Here is a 20,842-nt window from a genome sequence, read left to right as displayed (position 1 = left end):
GCCTCGCAATGCATTCATCGAGCCCTGCCCATGCCCGTTCAGCGCGACTCGACGCTGCGCTGACCCGGAGCAGGCCCTGTAGGATCAGCACCGCATGTTAGAGACACTTCGCGAGCGCCTGCAAGCGCACCGCCCCCGCCAGCTCGACGCGGCCTTCCCCCAGGCCGCCGTACTGCTGCCGCTGGTGGACCGCCGCGAGCCGACGCTGCTGTTCACCCAGCGTACCGATCATCTCTCCTCCCACGCCGGCCAGGTCGCCTTTCCCGGCGGCAAGCGCGAGCCCGAGGATCGCGACCTGCTGGCCACGGCGCTGCGCGAGAGCCAGGAGGAGATCGCCCTGGCGCCGGCCGAGGTGGAGATCGTCGGCCGCCTAGGAGACCTGCTCTCGCTGCACGGCCTGCGGGTCACACCGTATGTCGGCATCATCCCCCCGGATCTGACGCTGACCCCGGAACCCGGCGAGATCGCGGCGATCTTCGAGGTACCCTTGGCGCATTTCCTCGACGACCGGCGCACTCATACCGACGTCATCCCGGTCGACGACCGCGAGTGGTACGTGCCGAGCTACGAGGTCGATGGGCGCATCATCTGGGGACTCTCGGCGATGATGCTGGTGGAGCTGCTGACGGTGGGCTTCGCCAGCCCGGTCTCGCTAGAACAGCCGCCAGCGGGCGGTGAGCTGCGCTATCATCCGCAGCGCGGGCGCCGCACCACCCGCTGAGCGCTGGCCCACGCCGCCCCGGCAGCCATCTCCCGTTGCGCTGTCGCAGGCACGGGTTCCCAGCCACGCGTTACCCGCCATCGGAGGCCCCGAGATGTCCCAAACCCAGACTCACCACGCCTACTGGGACGAGCAGCAGCTGACCCCGCTGATCGATGCTCTGGTCGCGCGCGGCTGGTACGCCGGGGAGACGTTTCTGGACGTCGGTCTGTGCCAGGACCTGCACGCCGAACTCACCCGGCTCGAGGCGCGTCAGCAGCTCCAGGAAGCCGCCATCGGCCGCGGTGACGAGCGCACCCTGCGCCGCGACATCCGCGGTGACGCCATTCACTGGCTCGATCGCGAGAGTCTCGCCCAGCGCCGCTATCTGGCGCTGATGGCAGAACTGCAGCAGCAGATCAATATCGCCCTCTATCTGGGGCTGTTCGAGTTCGAGGCGCACTTCGCCCAGTACCCGCCCGGCGCCTTCTATCGCAAGCACTACGACAGCTTTCGTGGACGCGCCAACCGAATCGTCTCCACCGTGCTCTATCTCAATCCCGACTGGCCCAGCGATGGCGGCGGCGAGATGGCGCTCTACGACGAGCACGACAGCGAGCGCGAAGTCGCTCGGGTGGTCCCCCGCGCCGGCACCTTCGTCTGTTTCCTCTCCGACCGCATACCCCACGAGGTGCTGCCGACCCGCCTGCCACGCACCAGCATCGCCGGCTGGTTCCGGCGAAACGCCTCGCTCGGCGGGCGGGTCGACCCGGCGCGCTGATTTTTCGCTCAGCCCTCAGGATGCGGAGCTGGCGTCCTCAGCGCCGCGTTGCGGTCTCCGCGTCAGCCGATCCCGCCTCCGGTCTCGCCGTTTCCACTTCAGGTACTGCGGTCTCCACCTCAGGCACCACCTGGGACAGGTCCTCCTGCTGCTCGTGTTCGGTCGCCCCCTGCACCAGCGCCGCGGTCACCGCAAGCTCGGCCCCCACCACCGATTGCGGCGGATTGGAGGTGAACGGTGCCACCGGCGCCGGCGCCGGGCGACGGCTGCGCCGCCACACGAAGAACACGACCAGACAGCTCCCCAGACCGAGCAGCGCGACGAACAGCCCGGCATCGCCGACATGCGTCATCAGCGGCGTGATCAGCGGCGGGCTGAGGGTGGCACCGAGAGCGTTGATCAGCAGCAGACCCTGGCTCATGCGCACCAGCGCGCCGGCCGGGGCGCGGTCGGCGGCGTGGCTCACCGCCACCGGGTAGAGTGCGAATACCCCGCCCCCGAGCAGAAACAGCGCCGCCGCCAGCAGCCACGGTAGCGACGGCAGCAGCAGCATACCCAGACACAGCGCGGTCATCGCCACACCGATCAGGATCAGCACGATCTGACGGTCGTGGCGATCCGACCAGCGTCCGATGGGGTACTGCAGCAACATGCCACCGAGAATCAGTACTGCCATCATCTGGCCGATCTTCTGCACATCGAGGCCGCTGCGCTGCAGATAGAGCGGCAGCAGGCTGTAGATCGCCGAGATCGCCAGCCCCGAGCCGAAACACCCCATCACGCCGGTGGGCGTGACCGTGATCAGACGCCACGGCGAGAGCGGCTCGGCGTGCTCGATCAGCGGCGATACCCGCGGGATCATGCCCAGCGGCAACACCGACAGCGACGCCAGGATGGCAATGATCATGAACGGCTGACTGGCACCGGCGCTGTCAGCCACGCCGAGCAGCAGCTGGCCGATCACCCCGGCGCCGTAGAGCGAGATCATGTAGAGCGCCAGGAGGCGCCCGCGCACGCGGGTATCCGCCGCCGTCAGCAGCCAGCTCTCGATCACCAGATAGACGCCCAGGGTGGCCCAGCCACCGATCATGCGCAGGGTGAACCACAGCCCCGCATTGAGCCACAGCCCCTGCAGCAGCACGGTCACCGCCACCAGCGACGCAAAGCAGGCGTAGGCACGAATATGACCGATGCGCAGCAGCAGGCGGTCGTTGAACAGCGCCCCGATCGCCAGGCCGATGTAGTAGGCCGCCGACACCCAGCCGATGGTGGTCACCGACTCGCCGGCGGCGTCCAGGCGCAGGGTGATCAGCGAGGCGAGAAAGCCGTTGCCGATACCCAGAATGAACAGACCCAGAAGCGGCGCCAGCGCCATGGAGAGCAACTGCGGAGACATCGACCAAACCACCTCGCAACCGGTTCCGGTCCGGTGGCGTGGGTACGCCACCGGCGACAGAAGAAGCCTAGGAAGAAAAAGCCTTGGAAAGCGCGCCTACGGGCATTGCCCGGGCGAGCGCACTATACGCCGCACCCGGCAGCCGAAAAAGCCGAATAGCGGTGAAAAATCCACGTATGGCGGGAGCTCGCCGACATGTTGGCGCTGGCATTAGCCAGGATTATCCTCCCCCCTCACCAAGCGAACGTCGGCGCACGTCGAGAAGAATCTGCGTATACTACTCTGTTAGCGCGCTAGCTAGATCGATCTCTTCCTCGGTGCTGTCTGAAAAGTCGACGAGCGAAGGCAAAATCGGCGACAACGGACCGGGCTGACGCTCCCGTCTACGGGGTGTCAATGCGCCGGTTACTCGCTCCGCTCACCCTCCGGGCCGTCCTGCGGACGTTCTGAACGTTGCTCAGTGAGCCGATGGTCAACGCCGCATGGGCGAGCGCAGGACTTTTCAGACAGTGCCTAGCCTCGACCGCCAAGGACACCATGCCCACCGCCGACACTCCCGCCTCATCCTCAGCCGACCCGTCACGCATCGATCGCCCCACTGCCGATGATGACCACCCGGAGACGGACGCCGCGGTCTACCGTCAGCCCGGGTTCGCCGCCTTTCTGGTCTCGCGCCTGGCGGCGGTTTTCGCGATGCAGATCCAGGCCATCGTGGTGGCGTGGCAGGTCTACGACATCACCCGCGACCCGCTGACACTGGGCTATGTCGGCCTGGCCCAGTTCCTGCCCATGGTGGTCCTGCTGCTGCCGGCGGGCGATGTGGTCGACCGCTTCGACCGCAAGCGCATCCTGCAGCTCAGCTGGCTGGCTCAGGGGGTGTGCAGCGCCTGTCTGATCGCGCTCTCGCTGCAGCGCCCGGAGAGCGCGCTGCCCTTCTACGCGGTGCTGGTGCTGTTCGGCGCAGCGCGGGCCTTCACCGGCCCCACCCTGCAGAGCCTGCTGCCGCAGATCGTGCCCCGGACGCAGTTGGGCAAGGCGATCGCACTCAACTCCTCGATCATGAAGATCGGGGTGATCGGCGGCCCGCTGCTCGGCGGGCTGCTCTATACCTTCGGCGCGGCGCTCACCTACAGCGTGGTGCTGGCGTGTTTCGTGATCGCCCAGCTCGGCCTGTTCGGGGTGCCGGTGCGCTACGCCACCGAACGCCAGCCGCGGGATGACACCGCCTGGCAGCGCTTCACCGCCGGCATCCGCTATATCCGCAGCAAGCCGGTGATCCTCGGGGTGATCTCGCTGGATCTGTTCGCGGTGCTGTTCGGCGGCATCGTGGCACTGCTGCCGGTCTACGCCCACGAGATCCTGCACGTCGGCCCCGAGGGGCTGGGCGCCCTGCGCAGTGCCATCGCCATCGGCGCCCTGCTGATGGGGCTCTATCTGGGAGTGCGCGCCATCAACCGCCATGCGGGGCTGACGATGTTCGCGGCGGTGGCGGTGTTCGGCCTGGCCAACCTGGTGTTCGCACTGTCGCACTGGTTCTGGCTCTCGTTCGGCGCCCTGCTGATCGCCGGCGCCGCAGACATGATCAGCGTCTACGTGCGCCTGACGCTGCTGCAGCTGGCCACCCCGGACGAGATGCGCGGCCGGGTCAATGCGGTCAACATGCTGTTTATCGGCGCCTCCAACGAGCTGGGCGAGTTCGAATCCGGGGTCACCGCGGCCTGGTTCGGCACCGTGCCGGCGGCGGTGATCGGCGCTGTCGGTACCCTGGGGATCGTCGGGCTGTGGATGTGGGCCTTCCCGGTGCTGCGTCGCGCCGACCGGCTCGATGATGTCGAGGAGTCCAAGGTCGAGCCCTCGCCCACCGCACCGGCCAAGCGCGGCTGACTCGGCGGGCGCTCGCTGGCGCCCTCTCATGCCGTGGCACCATGCGCGGCTCATCCTGCGTAGCAGAAGAACCATTCTTGTCCCGCCTCGGGTCGAGCGCGGAAGCTAGGCGCGAACCCGGCGAGGCCGCCCTTGAGGACTAGACGGCCCGCCGATGTCGTGTCGACCCTCTACGCAGGCACCGCCCCATGAACCGCCCCGCAGTCTCCCTCTCTCCCGGTGGCGGCAGCGCCATCGATGCCTCGTCGCTGCCGCCGAGCGACGCTTCACGCTTCACCGATCGCGGCGTCGAGGCCAGTGTGATCCACTGGCAGCACTTCCAGGTTACCTACGACTACCCGGTGGCCTTCACCCGCGAACTGCTCTCCCCCGACAATCCGCTCCTGGCGGAGGTGGTTGCACGCCGGGAGCCGGAACAGCGCCACCGCTGCCTGGTCTATGTGGATGCCGGCGTGGCCGCCGCCTGGCCGGATCTGGCCAGGCGTCTGGCGCGCTACTTCGAGGCCCACGCCGCACGCATGACGCTGATCGCCCCACCGATCACGGTGGCCGCGGGGGAAGCGATCAAGGCGAGTCTGGCGACGGTGGAGAGCCGGCTGGACGAGCTGCGCCAGCACGCTGTCGATCGCCACGCCTATGTCATCGCCATCGGCGGCGGTGCCGTACTCGACGCGGTGGGCCTGGCCGCCGCCGTGGCCCATCGCGGCGTGCGCCTGATTCGTCTGCCGACCACGGTGCTGGCGCAGAACGACAGCGGCGTCGGGGTGAAGAATGCGGTCAACTTCCGCGGCACCAAGAACTTCACCGGCACCTTTGCCCCGCCCTGGGCGGTACTCAACGATCTCGACTTCCTGGCCACGCTGCCGCGCCGCCAGCGCCTGGCCGGGATCGCCGAAGCGATCAAGGTGGCCCTGATCCGTGACGCCGCCTTCTTCGACTGGCTCGAGGCCAATGCCGAGGCGCTGGCGACCTTCGATCCCCGCGCCGAGGCCTACATGATCCAGCGCAGCGCCGAGCTGCACCTGCACCAGATCGGCCATGCTGGCGACCCTTTCGAACAGGGCTCGTCACGCCCGCTGGATTTCGGCCATTGGTCGGCCCACAAACTGGAAGCGCTGACCCATCACGGCGTCAGCCACGGCGAGGCGGTGGCGATCGGCATCGCCCTCGACACCCGCTACTCCGTGCTCGCCGGACATCTCCCGGCGAGCGGCGAACGACGGGTGATGCAGCTGCTCGAGCGCCTCGGTCTGCCGCGCTATCACCCGCAACTGCTGGAGCTCGACGCCCTCGGCCAGCCGGCCCTGCTCGCCGGTCTGCGCGAGTTCCAGGAGCACCTGGGAGGTGAGTTGACCGTCACCCTGCTGGCCGCGGTCGGACGCGCTGTCGACGTCCATTCGATGGATCACGCCCTGGTCGTCTCAGCGATCGAGTGGCTACACACGGAGGCCGCCCACCATGCAGCTGCCTGACGACCTGGGTCAGTTGACCTACTGCCTCAACGTGCATCCGACCCAGACCTGGGATGAGGTGCGCCGCGCACTCGAGGGCCCGGTGGCCTATGTGCGCCGCACGCTGGCGCCGGATGTCTCCTTCGGGCTCGGTCTGCGCCTCTCCGCCCAGGCGCTGGAGGAGCTTCGCGCACCGGACGCCCGCGCCGAGCTCAAGGCGATCCTGGCGCGCCATGACTACCGTCTGGTCACCATGAACGGCTTCCCCTTCGGCCCCTTCCACGGGGTGCCGGTGAAGGCCGCGGTCTACCAGCCGGACTGGAAACAGCGGGCGCGGCTCGACTACACCTGCTGGCTCGCCGACCTGATGACGGAGCTGGCCCAGCCCGGCGATAGCCTCAGCCTGAGCACCGTTCCCGGCACCTATGGGCCGCTGGCCGCAGGCGCCGAGGCGGCCATGGCCGACAACCTGCTCAAGTGCGTGGCGCACTGCGTGGGGTTGCTCAAGCGTACCGGCGTCAGCGTGGCCATCGCCCTGGAGCCGGAGCCCTGCTGCTTCCTCGAGACCATCGAGGGGACACTGGCGTTCTTCCGTGACTCTCTGTTCTGCGACAGCGCCGCCGCCCGCCTGGCCGAGTTGAGCGGGCTCTCCCTGGCCCAGGCCCGGGCGGCGCTGCCGCGCCACCTTGGAGTGTGCTACGACGTCTGCCATGCGGCGGTCGAGTTCGAGGATCCCACGGCCAGCGTCGCGGCCCTGCGCGACGCGGGTATCCCCATCCACAAGCTGCAGTTGAGTGCCGCACTGCGCGTGCGGGCGCTCGACTCGGCCACCCGCGAGGGGCTGACGACCTTCTGCGAACCGACCTATCTGCACCAGGTGGTGGCGCGCAGCGCGACGGGGCTGTCTCGCTACAGCGATCTCCCCGAGGCGCTCGCGGATCCTCAGCGGGCCGATGGCGAGGAGTGGCGCGTGCACTTTCACGTGCCGATCTTCGTCGCCGACATTCCCCCCTTCTCGACCACCCGTGACTTTCTCGCCGAGATCCTGGCCCTGCATCGCCGTCAGCCGATCTCGGCGCACCTGGAAGTGGAGACCTACACGTGGCAGGTACTACCCGAAGCAGTGCGCCGCCAGCGGCTGGAAGTGGCGGTGGTGAAGGAGCTCGAGTGGGTTCGCCAGCAGTTGGGCGTCACCATCGACGCCGACGCGCTGACGTCTGGCTGAGGCTGGGCCGCGTCTCCAACCTGCCCACGGTATGGAGCAATGCCCTGGCCGGCGCGCTGCTGGCCGGGGCGAGCGGATCGTTCGAGGCCGGCCTGGTGGTGCTGACGGCGCTGACACTGTGCTATCTCGGTGGCATGTATCTCAACGACGCCTGCGACGCCCCCCTTGACGCCCGGGAGCGGAGCAGCCGCCCCATCCCCAGTGGCGAGGTCGGGCGCACCCCGGTCGCGCTGATTGGCCTGGCGCTGCTGGCCACGGCCGTGCTGCTGCTGTTCACCACCGGCGCCGCGGCCGGCAAGGCGGGCCTGGCGCTGGCCGCGGCGGTGCTGCTCTACGACCTGCGGCACAAGGGCGTGGGCTGGAGCCCGCTGGTCATGGGTAGCTGTCGCCTGCTCTGCTACCTGGTCGCGGCGCTCGCGCTGGGGGGCCAGCTCGGCGCACTGGTATGGCTGGGGGCGCTGGGGCTGGCCTGCCATGTCGTCGGCCTGACCTATGCGGCACGGCAGGAGGCTTACGATCGTCTGGGCGCGCTATGGCCCCTGGGGGTGCTGGCGGTACCGCTGCTGCTCACGCTGGCGGCAGTGCTGCTGCTGCCGGGCCCCACGCTGCTGGCCGGTTTGCTCTGGCTCGGCTATCTCGCCTGGGGGGTGCGTTGCCTCGCCTGGCTGCGCCGGCGCTCACCCGGCGACGTACCGCGAGCAGTGGTCGGCCTGATTGCCGCGATCTCACTGTTCGATGCGGTGCTGATCGCCGCCCTGGGTCATCCGCTGCTGGCCCTGCTCGCAGCGAGCGCCTGGGCCGCCACACTGCAGTTGCAGCGACTCTCCGCCGGCACTTGAGCCGGGCGCGGTGGCTCACCGCGCCCGGCCCGAGCCGCCCCTGGCCGAAGCGCTGACCATCTCCTCTACCGGCGCACGGCGCCGGGCTCAGGTCGTGGTCGCCGCCGACTCGCGCTCATCCGCAAGGCTGGCATCGGCGCCGAACACATGCGCCAGCATCAGCGCCTTGAACTCGCTCGCCTTGACCGCCCCCGCCGGCAGCAGCTCGGCCTCGGAGGAGATCACCAGCGGCCCCATCCCTGGGTCGTCGGTCACCCGGCCGTGGGAGCCCTTGACCAGCGTCGTCTGCGTCGACGAGATCACGTCCAGTAGCTGACGCATTCCCAGCTTGCGTTTGAACACCCGCCAGCCCGCCGCCAGCTTGGGCGCGCGCAGCGCCGGATCGAAGAACAGCTCTACCGGGTCATAGCCCGGCTTGCGGTGAATATCGACGGTGCGTGCATAGTCCGGCGCCCGCGCCTCGTCGAGCCAGAAGTAGTAGCTGAACCAGCGGTCGGGCTGGCTGATCACCACCAGCTCGCCCGCATTAGGGTGATCGAGCCCCTCCCGACGCTTCTCGCTGTCGCCCCACACCGCGTCGACACCCTCCAGCCCTTCGAGCAGCGCCCTGACCTGGGGCAGATCCTGCGGGTCGCGCACATAGACGTGAGCCACCTGATGATCGGCGACCGCAAAAGCGCGCGAGGCGCCGGGGTCTAGCTGCTCCTGCTCGCCCTCGCGCCTCACCGCGAGGTAGCCGGCCTGGCGCAGGGCCCGATTGATGTGGACGGCTTCCTTCACCGGGGTAATACCGTACTCGGAGACCACGATCACGCGGCGTCCATCGCGCTCGGCCTCTGCGATCAGCTCGCCGCACAGGGCATCGACCTGGCGCAGGTCGCGCTGCAGATCGGGGTGATCGAGATCCGGCCCGAGGCGCTGCAGGTTGTAGTCGAGATGCGGCAGATAGGTCAGCGTCAGCGTGGGGTTGCGCGTTGCCATCACATGACGGGTCGCATCGCTGATCCAGCGGCTGGAGTCGATGTTGGCCAGCGGCCCCCAGAAGGAGAACAGCGGAAAGGTGCCCAACTTGGCGTCGAGCTCATCGTGCAGTTCGGGGGGATAGGTGTAGTGATCCGGCAGCTTGCGCCCGTCGGCGGGATAGCGCGGCCGCGGAGTCGCGCTCCAGTCCACCAAAGCGTACATGTTGTACCACCAGAACAGCTTGGCGCAGGTGAAGTCGGCATGGCGCCGCCGCCCCGCCTCCCACACCTTCTCCCCCGCCACCAGACGGTTGGATTGCCGCCACAGCCAGACCTCGGCGAGATCGCGAAAATACCAGCCGTTGGCGACCGCGCCATGCGCTGCCGGCGCCAGCCCCGTGAGCAGTGTGGCCTGCACGCTGCAAGTGACCGCCGGGGTGACCGTCTCCAGCGGGCGCAGGCCGCCCCGTCGCGCCAGGCGCTGCAGATGGGGCGTGTGTTCGCCTACCAGATGGGGGCTAAGACCGACGACCAATATGACCAGTGTCTTGTGCATCTTCACTCTCTCTCGAGGGCATCCCCACCGCTGCCATGGTCCGATATTCGTGCCTGTCGATGGCGGCAACACCCGATATGCCGATACTGCCTGCGAGCGCTCACTCACCTGTCAGTGCGCTCGGCAAGGCCGCGATCGAGACTGCATATCAGCCCATCGACCCGGGCTCAATCGACAACCGCCTAGGCGAGCGAAATTGGGTCTTCGGGATGAAGAAAGGCATGCCAAGACGGCCCTCTCGACTCACATCATTAGCCAAAAAACATGGTCAGCGGCTGCCTCCTTTCGGCACCAATTCGCCAGATAATTGAGGTAGGGGCTCGCCGCGACAATCGATAAAGTGATTGTCGACATCGACGTGAAACGATGTACGACTGCCCGCCTTCACCTACGCCATAGTCACAAACCAGAGTCAACAGGATGCCCATGACCGAGACCCTCCCCGGCCGAGCGACGGCAGCGTCATCGCTTTCGGCCACTGCCCTGCTGTGCCGCTGGGTCGTGCGCCAGGCTGCGGCGCAGGAGACCTGGTTTATCACCGCGCTCGACCACCTGCAGACGAGCGCCGACGAGCGCACGCTGCACCTTTTCCTGGGACAGGTGCCACGGCGCCTGGGCAAGGCGGATCTCGAGTTGACCCCCCAGGACCTGACGGCGGCGCACGCCCTGCTGCCGGGCTGGTCGCCGCTCGACTGGAGCCTGGATGGCGCGGCGCGGATCGCCGGGCTGCTGACATTTCACGGTCCGCGCCCGTTCGCGGCGCTGTTCGAAGATCTCGTGCGCACCGCCGACGCCCGTGAGCTGATCACCCTCTATCGTGGCCTCTCGTTCTACCCCGAGCCGGCCGCCTTGAGCGCTCAGGTCGGGGCCGGGCTGCGCTCCAACATACGCGCCGTCTTCGAAGCGATCGCCCACGGCAACCCCTATCCCCGCGACCATTTCGACCTTCACCGCTGGAACCACATGGTGCTCAAGGCGCTGTTCATCGGTAGCCGGCTGGCACCGATCGTCGGCATCGACCAACGCAACAACCCGGAGCTGGCGCGCATTCTGCTCGACTACGCCGACGAGCGCTGGGCCGCCGGTCGCGCGGTCACCCCCGAGCTGTGGCGCTGTGTCGGCCCCTGTGTCGATGCACTCGGCGCCTACGCCGCGCTGCAGCGCGCCATGGCAGGATCACCGGCCGAGCGGCTGGCCGCGGGGCTGGCGCTCTCCCAGACCGATACGCCATCGGCCCGTCATCTGCTGGCCTCCGCCCCCGAGACCGCCGCCCTCATCGATACCGGCCGGGTCGGCTGGGGCAACTTCCACCACTACGAGGCAATCTGAACGATGTATATCGACCCGCATGCGCACATGATCTCGCGCACCACCGACGATTACGAAGCGATGGCCGCCGCCGGCGTGGTCGCCCTGATCGAACCGGCATTCTGGGTCGGCCAGCCGCGCACCTTCGTCGGTACCTATGTCGACTACCTGTCGTCACTGGTGGGCTGGGAGCGCTTCCGCGCCGGACAGTTCGGCATCCGCCACTACTGCACCATCGGATTGAACTCGAAGGAGGCCAACAACGAAGCGCTGGCGGAGGGCGTGATGGAGTGGCTGCCGCGCTTTGCCATGAAGGAGGGCGTGGTGGCGATCGGCGAGATCGGTTACGACGAGCAGACGCCACTGGAAGAGAAGTATTTCCGCGCCCAGCTCGCCCTGGCCAAGGAACTAGCACTGCCGGTGATGGTGCATACGCCGCATCGTGACAAGAAGCGCGGTACCTCGCGCTCCATGGATGTGTGCGAGGAGATGGGCCTGGACCCCAGTTGGGTGGTGATCGACCACAACAACGAAGAGACCGTACGCGAGACGCTGGACCGAGGCTACTGGGCCGGCTTCTCGATCTATCCCTCGACCAAGATGGGAAATGCGCGCATGGTCGAACTGCTGCGCTACTACGGCGGCGATCGGATCATCGTCGACAGCGCCTGCGACTGGGGGATCTCCGACTGTCTCGGGGTCGCCAAGACCGCTCGCCTGGCGCTCGCCAGCGGTATCGACGAGCAGGTGGTGCGCCAGGTCACCTATGCCAACGCCCTGTGCGTCTACGGCAAGAGCGGGCAGATGCACGAGTCCGACTGGCTCGATCCACCCGGAATCGACCAGCGCACGCTCTACGAAGGCAACTCGATCCTGCGTGGCGGCCGCGAGCCGCGTATCGAACACCCCGACCGGCATGCCGCGGACGACCTGCTGATCGACTGACAGCACGACCGTCGCGCCCCTCGGCCCGCCAGCGCATCCCCGCGCTGGCGGAAGCCGGCCGCCTGGAAAACCGCGTCAGGCCGACCGCCCCCGACCCCGCCCCTGCTTTCCCCAAGCCCTCCATCACCCCAGCACGGCGGCTATCACGGTCACGCGACGATGACGCCGCGCTTGGCCATTGCTCGCGTGTCACGCGTATCGACTGATCAGCTGCCGCCTCATCCGCTCAGCTCGCCGCTCTAGTCCGGGACATGGCTTGGGGCGTGGCTTGGACATGGCGGAACCCCCTCCTACCCCGCCCCAGCGAGTCACGCTGGCGCGCCAGCTTGATACGCATTGAAACAGTTAGGCGCTTAATTTGTACTGGTAACGAAATGCTAACGGAGGGAAACCTCAAATTTCGACCAAGGTCGACCCTGTGCGGTTGCCTTAATTTACTTCAGGAAAATCTCAAGCGGCTGTATCTCAAGGATAAAAAGTTTACTTAGACCGAAAAGTACTAGAAAAATACTAATCGGCAGAACTTTATATTCCTGAAAGCCGGTGCAACAATTCGAAACACAAAAAGTCAGCCTCGTACAATAACCAGAATATTTACCGTCTAGGCGACGTACGCCAGGGGAATATCATGTCAAACCCAGAAGCCTCGATGCTGATCGTGACCAGCGAGACGGCGCAATCGACCCTGCTCGCGATGAGTCTCTCGTCCCATACCGGAATGAGCTATCGACTGGCGGGCCCGCAGGAGCCGCACAAGGTCTCTGGCGCTAGCTTCGACATCGTCCTGATCGATCTGAGCCAGGTCGATCCGATCCTGTTCCAGAAGTGGGAAGAGAGCCTGGCCGACCAGGGTGACGGCGAGGTGCAGATCTGCGCCTTCAACGCCAAGAACGACACCCATGCGCTGGACGCCGTCTCGCTGTCACATATCCGTGGCGTGTTCTTCCAGCAGGATACGCCGGAGCTGATGGCCAAGGGCCTGAAGCAGATTCTACAGGGGCAGATCTGGCTCTCGCGCAACCTGATGAGCCTGCTGATCGACAAGCTGCGCCGCCAAAGCGTGGATGCCTACCGCATGGAGGGGTATCTGACCCACCGCGAGCGCCAGGTGGTGGGGCTGGTCGGACTGGGTGCCACCAACGCGCAGATCGCCGAGAAGCTGTTTCTGAGCGAGCACACGGTCAAGACGCACATCTACAATATCTTCAAGAAGATCGGCGCACAGAACCGGGTCCAGGTGGTGTGCTGGGCGCGCGATCATCTGGGCGCGCTGCCCAACCTGTCACGCCCGCGAACCAAGCATTGAGCCGGCGCCATGAACGCCTATCGTCACGCTCCCGGAGCTCGTCTCCTGGGCCTGCTGGTGCTGCTCGCGCTGAGCACTGATGGTATGGCCCAGGATGGGGTCGAACCGGACGCCGCCAAGGCTCCCGATACCCCCACCGTCAACATCGATGAGAAGAACCCGCAACGTGCGCTCGACAAGCAGTTCAACCTGCAGCGCCCGGAGCTCTCCGGGATCATCATCGATCGCACCCTGACCATGGCGGGTCGCACCTTCTACCGCAGCTTTTCCCAGGCGGCCATGCGCGACCCGATCGTCGCCAGCGCCGAACTCACCGTCACCGAGCGCCCGGACCCGCGCTGGGGCAGCCAGCTCTGGATATCCGAGCGTAATCAGACCTATTTCAGCACCCAGCTTTCGCCACGGATCAGCGAAGCGGATCGCTACGCCGACGACGCGGTGCGTGTCGTCCAGGAGGCGATACTGCGCCGTCGCATCGCGCAATCGCTCCAACCCAGCCTCGACCTCTCAGATGAGGAGTTGTGACATGCGCAACCTCGTTCCGCTCTCTCTCGCCCTGGCGCTGGGCGCACTCTCGGTCACCTCGACGAGCAGTGCCGGCGAGCTGATCTATCGCCCGATCAACCCGTCATTCGGCGGCGACCCGTTCAACGGCAGCTATCTGCTCGGCAAGGCTCAGGCCCAGGATACCCACAAGGACCCCAGCCTCGACGACTTCGGGAGCCTGTCGCCCACCGACCGTCTGGTGCAGAGCCTGCAGAGCCGGCTGATCTCGCAGCTGCTCTCGGATGTGAGCTCGGGTGACGTCAGCACCGGCTCCTATGACAGCAACGATTTCGGGGTCGTGGTCAGCGACGAAGGTGGGCAACTGGTGATCACGGTCACTGACAAGGCCACCGGGGACATTACCAATATCAACGTGGGCGGGCTGTCGGCTGGCGGATTCTGAGCCATCGCGACACGACGCAGGGGAACCACAACATGTACAAGCTCATCGCTGCGGTGGCGACTGCCGCCATGCTCTCCGGCTGCGCCGGTATGGTCGCCAATGTCGACGGTCTCGAGGGCAAACCGCCCACACTGACGCCCCGCGGGGCCACCTGGCAGGATCTCAAGGCGCTACCCCGCCCCTCCGGCAAGATTCTCGCCGCGGTCTACGATTTTCGCGATCAGACCGGGCAGTACCGGCCAGCCCCCGCCAGCACCTTCTCTACCGCCGTCACCCAGGGCGCCGCCGCGATGCTGACCGGTGCGCTGGCCGATTCGGGCTGGTTCACGCCGCTGGAGCGGGTCGGCCTGCAGAACCTGCTGACCGAGCGGCGCATCATCCGCGCCGAGCAGGAGCGCTTCAACCAACCGGACAACCTGCCCTCGCTACGCTCCGCCTCGGTGCTACTGGAGGGCGGAATCATCGCCTACGAATCCAACGTGCGTACCGGCGGGCTGGGCGCCGAGTACTTCGGCATCGGCGCTTCGGGGCAGTATCAGGTCGATCAGGTGACGATCAATCTGCGCGCGGTGGAGATCTCCAGCGGTGAGGTGCTGGCCAATGTCACCACCACCAAGACCATCTACTCCAAGGAGATCCGCGCCGGCGTCTTTCGCTTCATCGATTTCCGCCGTCTGCTCGAGGCGGAGGCCGGATTGACCACCAACGAACCGGTGCAGATGGCGGTGATGTCGGCGATCGAGTCCGCGGTCATCCATCTGATTGCCGAAGGCGTGCAAGACCGGCTCTGGAATCTCGCCGACGGCGTACCAATGGAGAAGACCGTACTCGCCGACTACCTGAACGAGAGCGTGCCTATGATGTAAATCAGGACAGGCATCTGCTGCGACTCATCACCAAGCGTCAGCAACAGGGCTCACCAAGAAAATCGACACCTATAATGCATCATGAAAGTCCTCAACCTCCCTTCTGCTATCTTTTTTTATGACACAGCATTGACAGCCGCCACCTGGCGGCTTTTTTATTATCATTAACCATAAATTGCCCCCAATCACCGCCATCGTTGGCATCAGGATTATCATACCGCTGAATCCCTCCGCATCCCGATGTATCGCTTGCCGACTTGCGGCAATATTACCCCTACAGGTTCACGCCAATTCGTACGGGAAAGCAAGTCGACCGAGGGTGTCACCATGCGTTCTCCAGCCTCTATCATTCGCCCCCTTCTCAGCGCTTCTGCCTTGCTGATACTGACCGCAGCACCGGCGATCTCGCTGGCATCCGAGGCGAGTGAAGTCGACGGCGATTCGTCCCGCGATCGTTACGAGAAACACATTCTCTTCCAGCAAGAATCGCGTAGCGACGCCAGCGCTTCGATCGGTACCAATCGTGCCTCGGTGGTGCAATTCGGCAGCGACAATCGCGCCCGCATCGTGCAGCAGAATGCCCGTCGAGAAGCGGCCAATATGGCCAGCATCCGCCAGTCCGGCTACGCCAACGATGCGCTCATCGACCAGCGCGGCGGCTTCAACGACGGCGCCATCGATCAGACCGGGCACTCGCTCGATGCCAAGCTGCTGCAGCGGGGCAGCGGCTACGACGCCAAGATCACTCAGCGCGGCGCCAACGGCGCCGTGAATATTCAACAGTCGGGAACAGGCCACCGAGCCATCACCGTCGACCAGCTGTCCCGGTCGGGTAGCGGCGCAACGGCCACCATAGTGACCTACTGATGGCTGCCTCGGCAGTCGTACAGGGGAACGCAAGGCAGTACTCAGAGAACCAGGGGAAAATCATGAAAATTAAAATGTCGGTACTCGCAGCTTCCATCGCCATGGCCATGAGCGCAGCCGTGATGGCAGACGCAACGCAGCAGAGCCCGGGCGGCAACACCAACCCGTCCAGCACCTTCCAGTCCTCGCGTGACGCAATCGACGCCATGGCCGGCTTCAACGGCAATGCCAGCAACGCCGCCGAGTCGTTCATCGACCAGACCGGCGACAGCAACAACGCCAACGTCGTGCAGAGCGGTAACCAGTGGTCGCGCGTCACCCAGCAGGACGATGGCAACCTGGCCCGCGTGCGTCAGCAGAGCGGCACCGATAACGAATCGGTCATCAGCCAGCAGGACGACGGCAACCTGGCCAAGGTCAGCCAGGCTGGCTATCGCAATGACTCGATCGTCAGCCAGGAAGGTCACTGGGGGCACGCCTACAACGGCGCTCACGTGATGCAGAACGGTGATCTCAACGACAGCTACATCCTTCAGGAAGGCTGGGCGAACCGGGCAAACGTGAACCAGCAGGGCGACCAGCTGGATAGCGATATCCTGCAGGATGGCGGCTTCAACCAGGCAGTCGTGTCGCAGTCCGGTTACGGCCACGACTCCTACGTCAGCCAGGATGGCTTCTCCAACCGCGTCAACCACACCCAGTCCGGCGGCTGGCAGAACTTCGCCCAGACCATGCAGAACGGTGTCGGCAACGTGGCCAACGTCACCCAGTACTGAGCCCGGCTCACACAGCCCGCCCAGACCACCCAGCCGGCAGCCGCCGGCTGGGGTTTTTGCGTTGCGGCTCACGTGGGTATTCTCTCCAGGCCCTAGAACCCAGGCGATGCCACAGGCAAAATGCACGGCGACACTCGCCGAGAAGATCGACTGCTATCCGGATGAAGAGATCGTTCAAGGCCACGGCCATTCATGGGCTCTGGCGTCTGCTGTCGGGCTGGCGCCTGGCCACGCTGTGGCGCCTGGCGGGCATCGCCAGCCGGGTGCTTTACGCCGTTTCGCGGCGCGAGCGCCACGTCTCGCGGCGCAACCTGGAGGTCGCCTTCCCCGACGCGACCCAGGCCGATCGCCGCCAGCGCGTACGGCAGAGCCTGCACCACTCGGCGGCCACCATGCTCGAACTCGGCTTTGCCTGGATCGGCGCGCCACGCCGCGTCGATGAGGCGATCATCGAGGTACACGGGCGCGAACTGCTCGATGACGCGCGGGCGGAGAACCGCGGCGTGATCGTGCTGGCGCCCCACTTCGGTAACTGGGAGGTGCTCAACTTCTGGCTCTCCAGCCACTTCCCGTTCACCGCCATGTACGAACCGCCCAAGATCGCCGATCTCGACCCGGTGATTCGTCACGGCCGCGAGCGTATGGGTGCCGAGCTGGTACCCACCAACCCGCGCGGCGTGGCTGCCCTGCTCAAGGCGCTGAAACGCGCTGAAGCGATCGGCATTCTGCCGGACCAGGAGCCGAACTGGGGCAGTGGCGTCTTCGCCGACTTCTTCGGCCGCCAGGCCTACACCGCGACCCTGCTGCCCAAGCTGGTGGCCCGCACCCAGGCGCGGGTGGTCACCGGGGTGGCGCGGAGGCTGCCGGGAGGGCGAGGGTTCGCGATCCATTTTCTGGCCGCCGACGAGCGCGTCTACGCCAGCGACGAGACGATCTCGGCGACCGGCGTCAACGCCTGCGTCGAGGCCGCCATCGGCCTCGACCCGGTGCAGTATCAGTGGGAATACAAGCGCTGGAAGAAGACCCCCGAGGAGGAGCAGAACGTGCCCGGCTACCGCCGCTTTCGGCTCTATCGCAAGCACTGACGCGTCGTTCCTGGCCTGGGCTCCGCCGGGGGCATGGGCGAGCCCCGCGCTTTTCAGCCCGTACCTAGCGCGCGTCCAGATTACCGCGGCGCGCTGCGGTCTCGGCCAGCGCCGCCCAGTCCTTGTCGGCGTCACCATGGGCCATGGCATCGAGCAGGCTGTCACGCAGCACGCCGGCGAACGGTAACGGCACCTGGCGCTCCTGCGACGCCGCCAGCGCCAGACTCACATCCTTGAAGCCCCACGCCATCTTCATGCCCGCGGGGGTGTAGCGCGCCTCGCGAATCATCTTGCCGTAGCCCTGATAAGCCGGCGCGGCGAACAGCGTGCTGGTGACGATCTCCAGAAAGGTATCGGCATCGATACCGTAGGCACGCGTCAGCGCCGAGGCCTCGCCCATCGACTCGATCGCCGTGGCCAGCATGAAGTTGGCCGCGATCTTGACCACGCAGGCGCGCTCTGGCGCATCGCCCACCGGCCACAGCCGCTGCCCCAGTGCCTCCAGTACCGGCGTCACTCGCTCCTGCACCGCCGGTGCGCCGGACACGATGATGTTGAGCTTGCCCGCGGCGGCCACATCCGGACGCCCCAGCACCGGTGCCGAGACATAGTGGGAGCCGAGACCGTCGTGCAGCGCCCCCAGTGCCCGTGCCAGGCCCGGAGAGACCGTGGCCATGTTGATGTGCACGCTGTCCTTGGGCAGCGCCTCGAGCGCCTTGGATGCCACCAGCACCTCGTGCACGCTGTGATCGTCGGGCAGCATGCTGATCAGCACGTCGCACTTGGCGGCCAGCGCCCGAGCCGACTTGGCCGCCGTGGCCCCCTCTGCCACCAGCGTCTCCACCGGCGCGGGAGAGCGATTCCACACCGTCACCGTGTGGCCGGCCTTGAGCAGTTGCGCTGCCATCCCCTGGCCCATGGCCCCTAGACCCACAAAACCCACTTTCATTGCTGTCTCCTGAAACGGATTGAAGCGCGATAGACGCTTGAAGCTGGCCTGCGACCGAAACCCGGCACTCGACCGCAACCTGACGCAGGATCGGCAAGCGATGCCGACCCTCGGTCTTACCCTTCTTCGAGCCTAGACAGCCCGCGGGTCGCCCGCCATGCCGATCACGCCAGCCCGCCGAAGCGCCCGGCCTGGTAGTCATCGATGGCCGCCACGATCTCCTCTCGGGTGTTCATCACGAACGGGCCATGGGAGACGACGGGCTCATCGATCACCGCAGCATGGCCGAAAATCAGCCGCGCCCCGGTGGTTGCCGTCAACTCGACGCGATCGCCCTGCGTCTCCAGCTCGATCAGGTGCTGCGCTTTGACGTCTTCGCCGCCGACGCTGGCTTCGCCGTCCACCAGATAGAGAAAGACCTGTCGCCCTGTCGGAACCGGCAACGTAGGGGAAGCGCCTGCCGTTAGCGTCAGCGTCGACATGAACACATCGGTCAGGCTCTCGACAGGCCCGCGTTGGCCCTCGAACTCACCGGCTATCAGGTTGAGCTCCCCGCCACCGGCCAGGTCAATCGCCGGAATCGATGCTTGCTGCAGACCGATATAACGCGGCTCGCTCATCTTCAGATGAGCCGGCAGGTTGATCCACAGCTGCAGAATCTCCAGCGGCCCACCGTCACGCAGGAACTCGGGAGGGGAGATCTCGGCATGGACGATGCCGCTGCCGGCGGTCATCCACTGCACGCCGCCGGCGTGGATCACGCTCTGATGATCGGCGCTGTCGGCGTGGGCCAGCGAGCCTTCGAGGATGAAGGTCACCGTCTCGAAGCCGCGATGCGGATGCGGGCCGAACGGCAGGCCCCGATTGTTGGCCGGATAGACCTGCGGGCCGTGATGATTGAGAAACAGGAAGGGATCGAGCTGCGACAGGTGCGGCCCCGGCAGTGGGCGCCGAGTCGTCAGATCGCCGATATCGTCGCGTATGGCCGGGTGCTGAGCGATGACGCCGCGTGGTGTGGTGGTAGGCATGAGAGGCTCCTGACTGATGTTAGAAGGGAGTCTAGGCCACACATGCCGCGAAAAAAGCGAATGATTTCAGCCCAATCATTGCATAGGGTCGTCGACAACCGCATGCGCGGCCTCCCCCAGCAGTGCCTCTTCGATCAGCGCCACCAGCGCGGACTGCTCCGGCGGCAGGCGCGACACCATCACCAGCTCGCGGTGAAAGCCACGTTCGCCCAGCGGCAGCACGCGCACCGGCAGCGGCGACTGCAAACACCACATGCCGGTGCGCGGAATCAGCGCCACGCCCAGGCCACAGGCCACCAGGCGCGCGATGGCGTCGATCTCGTCGAGCTCGAGACGGATCTCCGGGCGCAGCCCCTGACGCTCGAGAAAACGCACCACCTGACGCCCGCCGAACGAGCCGCGGTCGTAGAGCACCAGAGGGTGCCGCGTCAGCAGGTCCTCCAGGGTCGTCTCCTGACTGGTCAGTGGGGCGATCAACACGAAGGGTTCGCGGGCGATGACGCAGGCGTGAAGGTCCCGCGGCAGGGCGAACGGCGGGTTGACGATCAGCGCCATGTCCAGATCGCCCTTGTCGACCTGATCGAGCAGCGCCAGCGACACCCCGGGCACCACCCGCGTCATCACCCCCGGGGCACGTGCTGCCAGTGTCGCGAGAATCGCCGGCAGACGCCCGCTCTGGACGCTGGCGATGGCGCCGAGATGCCAGTCGCCGCTCAACTCGTCGCCGCTGGAAGCGCGAATGCGCGCGGCCAGTTCGAGCATGCTTTCGGCCTGTGGCAGCAGGCGCCGACCTGCTGCGTTGAGGCGCACAGCGCGCCCGGTACGTTCGAACAACGGCTCGCCGATGTCCGCCTCCAGGTTGCGGATCTGCGCGCTCACCGCGGACTGGGTCAGCCCCACCGCACCGCCGGCGGCCGAAAAGGTGCCGTGGCGCACGACCGCCAGAAAGGTCTTGAGTTCGCGCAGCAT

At 66.4% G+C, this 20,842-nt stretch carries 20 protein-coding genes; 15 read left to right on the top strand and 5 right to left on the bottom strand.

Annotated elements, in window-relative coordinates; translation table 11 throughout:
• Positions 1-94 precede the first annotated feature (94 nt).
• On the top strand, positions 95-721 hold the full coding sequence (locus DOM66_RS09640) for a CoA pyrophosphatase (RefSeq protein ID WP_110678168.1): 627 nt from the start codon (positions 95-97) through the stop codon (positions 719-721).
• 94 nt (positions 722-815) lie between these two features.
• On the top strand, positions 816-1,481 hold the full coding sequence (locus tag DOM66_RS09635) for a 2OG-Fe(II) oxygenase (protein WP_110678166.1): 666 nt from the start codon (positions 816-818) through the stop codon (positions 1,479-1,481).
• Between the two features lie 37 nt (positions 1,482-1,518).
• Here the strand turns inward: DOM66_RS09635 and DOM66_RS09630 are convergent, their stop codons facing one another.
• Positions 1,519-2,877, bottom strand: a complete 1,359-nt coding sequence (locus tag DOM66_RS09630; protein WP_110689996.1) for an MFS transporter — start codon at positions 2,875-2,877, stop codon at positions 1,519-1,521.
• Between the two features lie 537 nt (positions 2,878-3,414).
• On the opposite strand from DOM66_RS09630, the gene DOM66_RS09625 reads away from it, so the two are divergent.
• The 4 genes from DOM66_RS09625 (at position 3,415) to DOM66_RS09610 (ending at position 8,276) form a co-directional block, all read left to right on the top strand.
• Positions 3,415-4,761, top strand: a complete 1,347-nt coding sequence (locus DOM66_RS09625; protein WP_110689995.1) for an MFS transporter — start codon at positions 3,415-3,417, stop codon at positions 4,759-4,761.
• A gap of 188 nt (positions 4,762-4,949) precedes the next feature.
• Positions 4,950-6,233 (top strand): 3-dehydroquinate synthase, encoded by a 1,284-nt coding sequence (locus DOM66_RS09620; RefSeq protein WP_110678160.1) that lies wholly within the window; start codon positions 4,950-4,952, stop codon positions 6,231-6,233.
• Positions 6,220-7,437, top strand: a complete 1,218-nt coding sequence (gene eboE, locus DOM66_RS09615) for a metabolite traffic protein EboE (protein WP_110689994.1) — start codon at positions 6,220-6,222, stop codon at positions 7,435-7,437. The genes DOM66_RS09620 and eboE overlap by 14 nt, the downstream gene beginning before the upstream one ends.
• On the top strand, positions 7,380-8,276 hold the full coding sequence (locus DOM66_RS09610) for a UbiA family prenyltransferase (RefSeq protein WP_223161946.1): 897 nt from the start codon (positions 7,380-7,382) through the stop codon (positions 8,274-8,276). Before eboE ends, DOM66_RS09610 begins: the two co-directional genes overlap by 58 nt.
• Before the next feature lie 87 nt (positions 8,277-8,363).
• Here the strand turns inward: DOM66_RS09610 and DOM66_RS09605 are convergent, their stop codons facing one another.
• A complete protein-coding gene (locus DOM66_RS09605) occupies positions 8,364-9,794 on the bottom strand; it encodes an alkaline phosphatase family protein (RefSeq protein WP_110689993.1) in 1,431 nt (476 codons plus the stop codon).
• 426 nt (positions 9,795-10,220) lie between these two features.
• Here DOM66_RS09605 and DOM66_RS09600 point away from each other — a divergent pair, with 426 nt between their 5' ends.
• The 9 genes from DOM66_RS09600 to DOM66_RS09560 all read left to right on the top strand — a co-directional run bounded on the left by DOM66_RS09600 (position 10,221) and on the right by DOM66_RS09560 (position 17,896).
• Positions 10,221-11,123 carry an EboA domain-containing protein gene (locus DOM66_RS09600; RefSeq protein WP_110689992.1) on the top strand — a complete coding sequence of 301 codons (903 nt, stop codon included), beginning with the start codon at positions 10,221-10,223 and terminating at the stop codon, positions 11,121-11,123.
• A 3-nt stretch (positions 11,124-11,126) separates the two neighbouring features.
• The gene (locus DOM66_RS09595; RefSeq protein ID WP_110689991.1) at positions 11,127-12,047 is read left to right on the top strand and encodes a TatD family hydrolase; all 921 of its coding nucleotides are present in this window, start codon (positions 11,127-11,129) and stop codon (positions 12,045-12,047) included.
• A 628-nt stretch (positions 12,048-12,675) separates the two neighbouring features.
• Entirely contained in the window at positions 12,676-13,353 is a 678-nt protein-coding gene (locus DOM66_RS09590) for a LuxR C-terminal-related transcriptional regulator (protein WP_110678150.1), read from the top strand.
• Between the two features lie 9 nt (positions 13,354-13,362).
• Positions 13,363-13,878, top strand: coding sequence for a CsgE family curli-type amyloid fiber assembly protein (locus DOM66_RS09585; protein ID WP_110689990.1), 516 nt, complete (start codon positions 13,363-13,365; stop codon positions 13,876-13,878).
• A 1-nt stretch (position 13,879) separates the two neighbouring features.
• Positions 13,880-14,302, top strand: coding sequence for a curli assembly protein CsgF (locus tag DOM66_RS09580; RefSeq protein WP_110678146.1), 423 nt, complete (start codon positions 13,880-13,882; stop codon positions 14,300-14,302).
• A 32-nt stretch (positions 14,303-14,334) separates the two neighbouring features.
• A complete protein-coding gene (locus DOM66_RS09575) occupies positions 14,335-15,168 on the top strand; it encodes a CsgG/HfaB family protein (RefSeq protein ID WP_110678144.1) in 834 nt (277 codons plus the stop codon).
• Between the two features lie 327 nt (positions 15,169-15,495).
• The gene (locus DOM66_RS09570) at positions 15,496-16,035 is read left to right on the top strand and encodes a hypothetical protein (protein ID WP_157959027.1); all 540 of its coding nucleotides are present in this window, start codon (positions 15,496-15,498) and stop codon (positions 16,033-16,035) included.
• A 62-nt stretch (positions 16,036-16,097) separates the two neighbouring features.
• On the top strand, positions 16,098-16,811 hold the full coding sequence (locus DOM66_RS09565) for a hypothetical protein (protein WP_188115166.1): 714 nt from the start codon (positions 16,098-16,100) through the stop codon (positions 16,809-16,811).
• A gap of 155 nt (positions 16,812-16,966) precedes the next feature.
• Entirely contained in the window at positions 16,967-17,896 is a 930-nt protein-coding gene (locus DOM66_RS09560) for a lysophospholipid acyltransferase family protein (RefSeq protein WP_342588198.1), read from the top strand.
• Between the two features lie 64 nt (positions 17,897-17,960).
• Here DOM66_RS09560 and DOM66_RS09555 read toward each other — a convergent pair whose 3' ends face one another.
• The 3 genes from DOM66_RS09555 to DOM66_RS09545 all read right to left on the bottom strand — a co-directional run bounded on the left by DOM66_RS09555 (position 17,961) and on the right by DOM66_RS09545 (position 20,842).
• A complete protein-coding gene (locus tag DOM66_RS09555; RefSeq protein ID WP_280951260.1) occupies positions 17,961-18,923 on the bottom strand; it encodes an NAD(P)-dependent oxidoreductase in 963 nt (320 codons plus the stop codon).
• An 86-nt stretch (positions 18,924-19,009) separates the two neighbouring features.
• Positions 19,010-19,873 (bottom strand): pirin family protein, encoded by an 864-nt coding sequence (locus tag DOM66_RS09550; RefSeq protein ID WP_110689987.1) that lies wholly within the window; start codon positions 19,871-19,873, stop codon positions 19,010-19,012.
• A gap of 75 nt (positions 19,874-19,948) precedes the next feature.
• Positions 19,949-20,842 carry a LysR family transcriptional regulator gene (locus tag DOM66_RS09545; protein WP_110689986.1) on the bottom strand — a complete coding sequence of 298 codons (894 nt, stop codon included), beginning with the start codon at positions 20,840-20,842 and terminating at the stop codon, positions 19,949-19,951.

The organism is Salinicola endophyticus (assembly GCF_003206575.1).
GTDB lineage: Bacteria > Pseudomonadota > Gammaproteobacteria > Pseudomonadales > Halomonadaceae > Salinicola > Salinicola endophyticus.
Note: the sequence above shows the minus strand (reverse complement) of the source record. Positions and strands in the feature narration are given on the sequence as shown.

What these genes read in the sequence shown, in the direction of transcription:
- DOM66_RS09640 (WP_110678168.1), top strand. Translation starts at nt 95, where the DNA reads ATGTTAGAGACACTTCGCGAGCGCCTGCAAGCGCACCGCCCCCGCCAG.
- DOM66_RS09635 (WP_110678166.1), top strand. Translation starts at nt 816, where the DNA reads ATGTCCCAAACCCAGACTCACCACGCCTACTGGGACGAGCAGCAGCTG.
- DOM66_RS09630 (WP_110689996.1), bottom strand. Translation starts at nt 2,877, where the DNA reads ATGTCTCCGCAGTTGCTCTCCATGGCGCTGGCGCCGCTTCTGGGTCTG.
- DOM66_RS09625 (WP_110689995.1), top strand. Translation starts at nt 3,415, where the DNA reads ATGCCCACCGCCGACACTCCCGCCTCATCCTCAGCCGACCCGTCACGC.
- DOM66_RS09620 (WP_110678160.1), top strand. Translation starts at nt 4,950, where the DNA reads ATGAACCGCCCCGCAGTCTCCCTCTCTCCCGGTGGCGGCAGCGCCATC.
- eboE (WP_110689994.1), top strand. Translation starts at nt 6,220, where the DNA reads ATGCAGCTGCCTGACGACCTGGGTCAGTTGACCTACTGCCTCAACGTG.
- DOM66_RS09605 (WP_110689993.1), bottom strand. Translation starts at nt 9,794, where the DNA reads ATGCACAAGACACTGGTCATATTGGTCGTCGGTCTTAGCCCCCATCTG.
- DOM66_RS09600 (WP_110689992.1), top strand. Translation starts at nt 10,221, where the DNA reads ATGACCGAGACCCTCCCCGGCCGAGCGACGGCAGCGTCATCGCTTTCG.
- DOM66_RS09595 (WP_110689991.1), top strand. Translation starts at nt 11,127, where the DNA reads ATGTATATCGACCCGCATGCGCACATGATCTCGCGCACCACCGACGAT.
- DOM66_RS09590 (WP_110678150.1), top strand. Translation starts at nt 12,676, where the DNA reads ATGTCAAACCCAGAAGCCTCGATGCTGATCGTGACCAGCGAGACGGCG.
- DOM66_RS09585 (WP_110689990.1), top strand. Translation starts at nt 13,363, where the DNA reads ATGAACGCCTATCGTCACGCTCCCGGAGCTCGTCTCCTGGGCCTGCTG.
- DOM66_RS09580 (WP_110678146.1), top strand. Translation starts at nt 13,880, where the DNA reads ATGCGCAACCTCGTTCCGCTCTCTCTCGCCCTGGCGCTGGGCGCACTC.
- DOM66_RS09575 (WP_110678144.1), top strand. Translation starts at nt 14,335, where the DNA reads ATGTACAAGCTCATCGCTGCGGTGGCGACTGCCGCCATGCTCTCCGGC.
- DOM66_RS09570 (WP_157959027.1), top strand. Translation starts at nt 15,496, where the DNA reads ATGCGTTCTCCAGCCTCTATCATTCGCCCCCTTCTCAGCGCTTCTGCC.
- DOM66_RS09565 (WP_188115166.1), top strand. Translation starts at nt 16,098, where the DNA reads ATGAAAATTAAAATGTCGGTACTCGCAGCTTCCATCGCCATGGCCATG.
- DOM66_RS09550 (WP_110689987.1), bottom strand. Translation starts at nt 19,873, where the DNA reads ATGCCTACCACCACACCACGCGGCGTCATCGCTCAGCACCCGGCCATA.
- DOM66_RS09545 (WP_110689986.1), bottom strand. Translation starts at nt 20,842, where the DNA reads ATGCTGCGCGAACTCAAGACCTTTCTGGCGGTCGTGCGCCACGGCACC.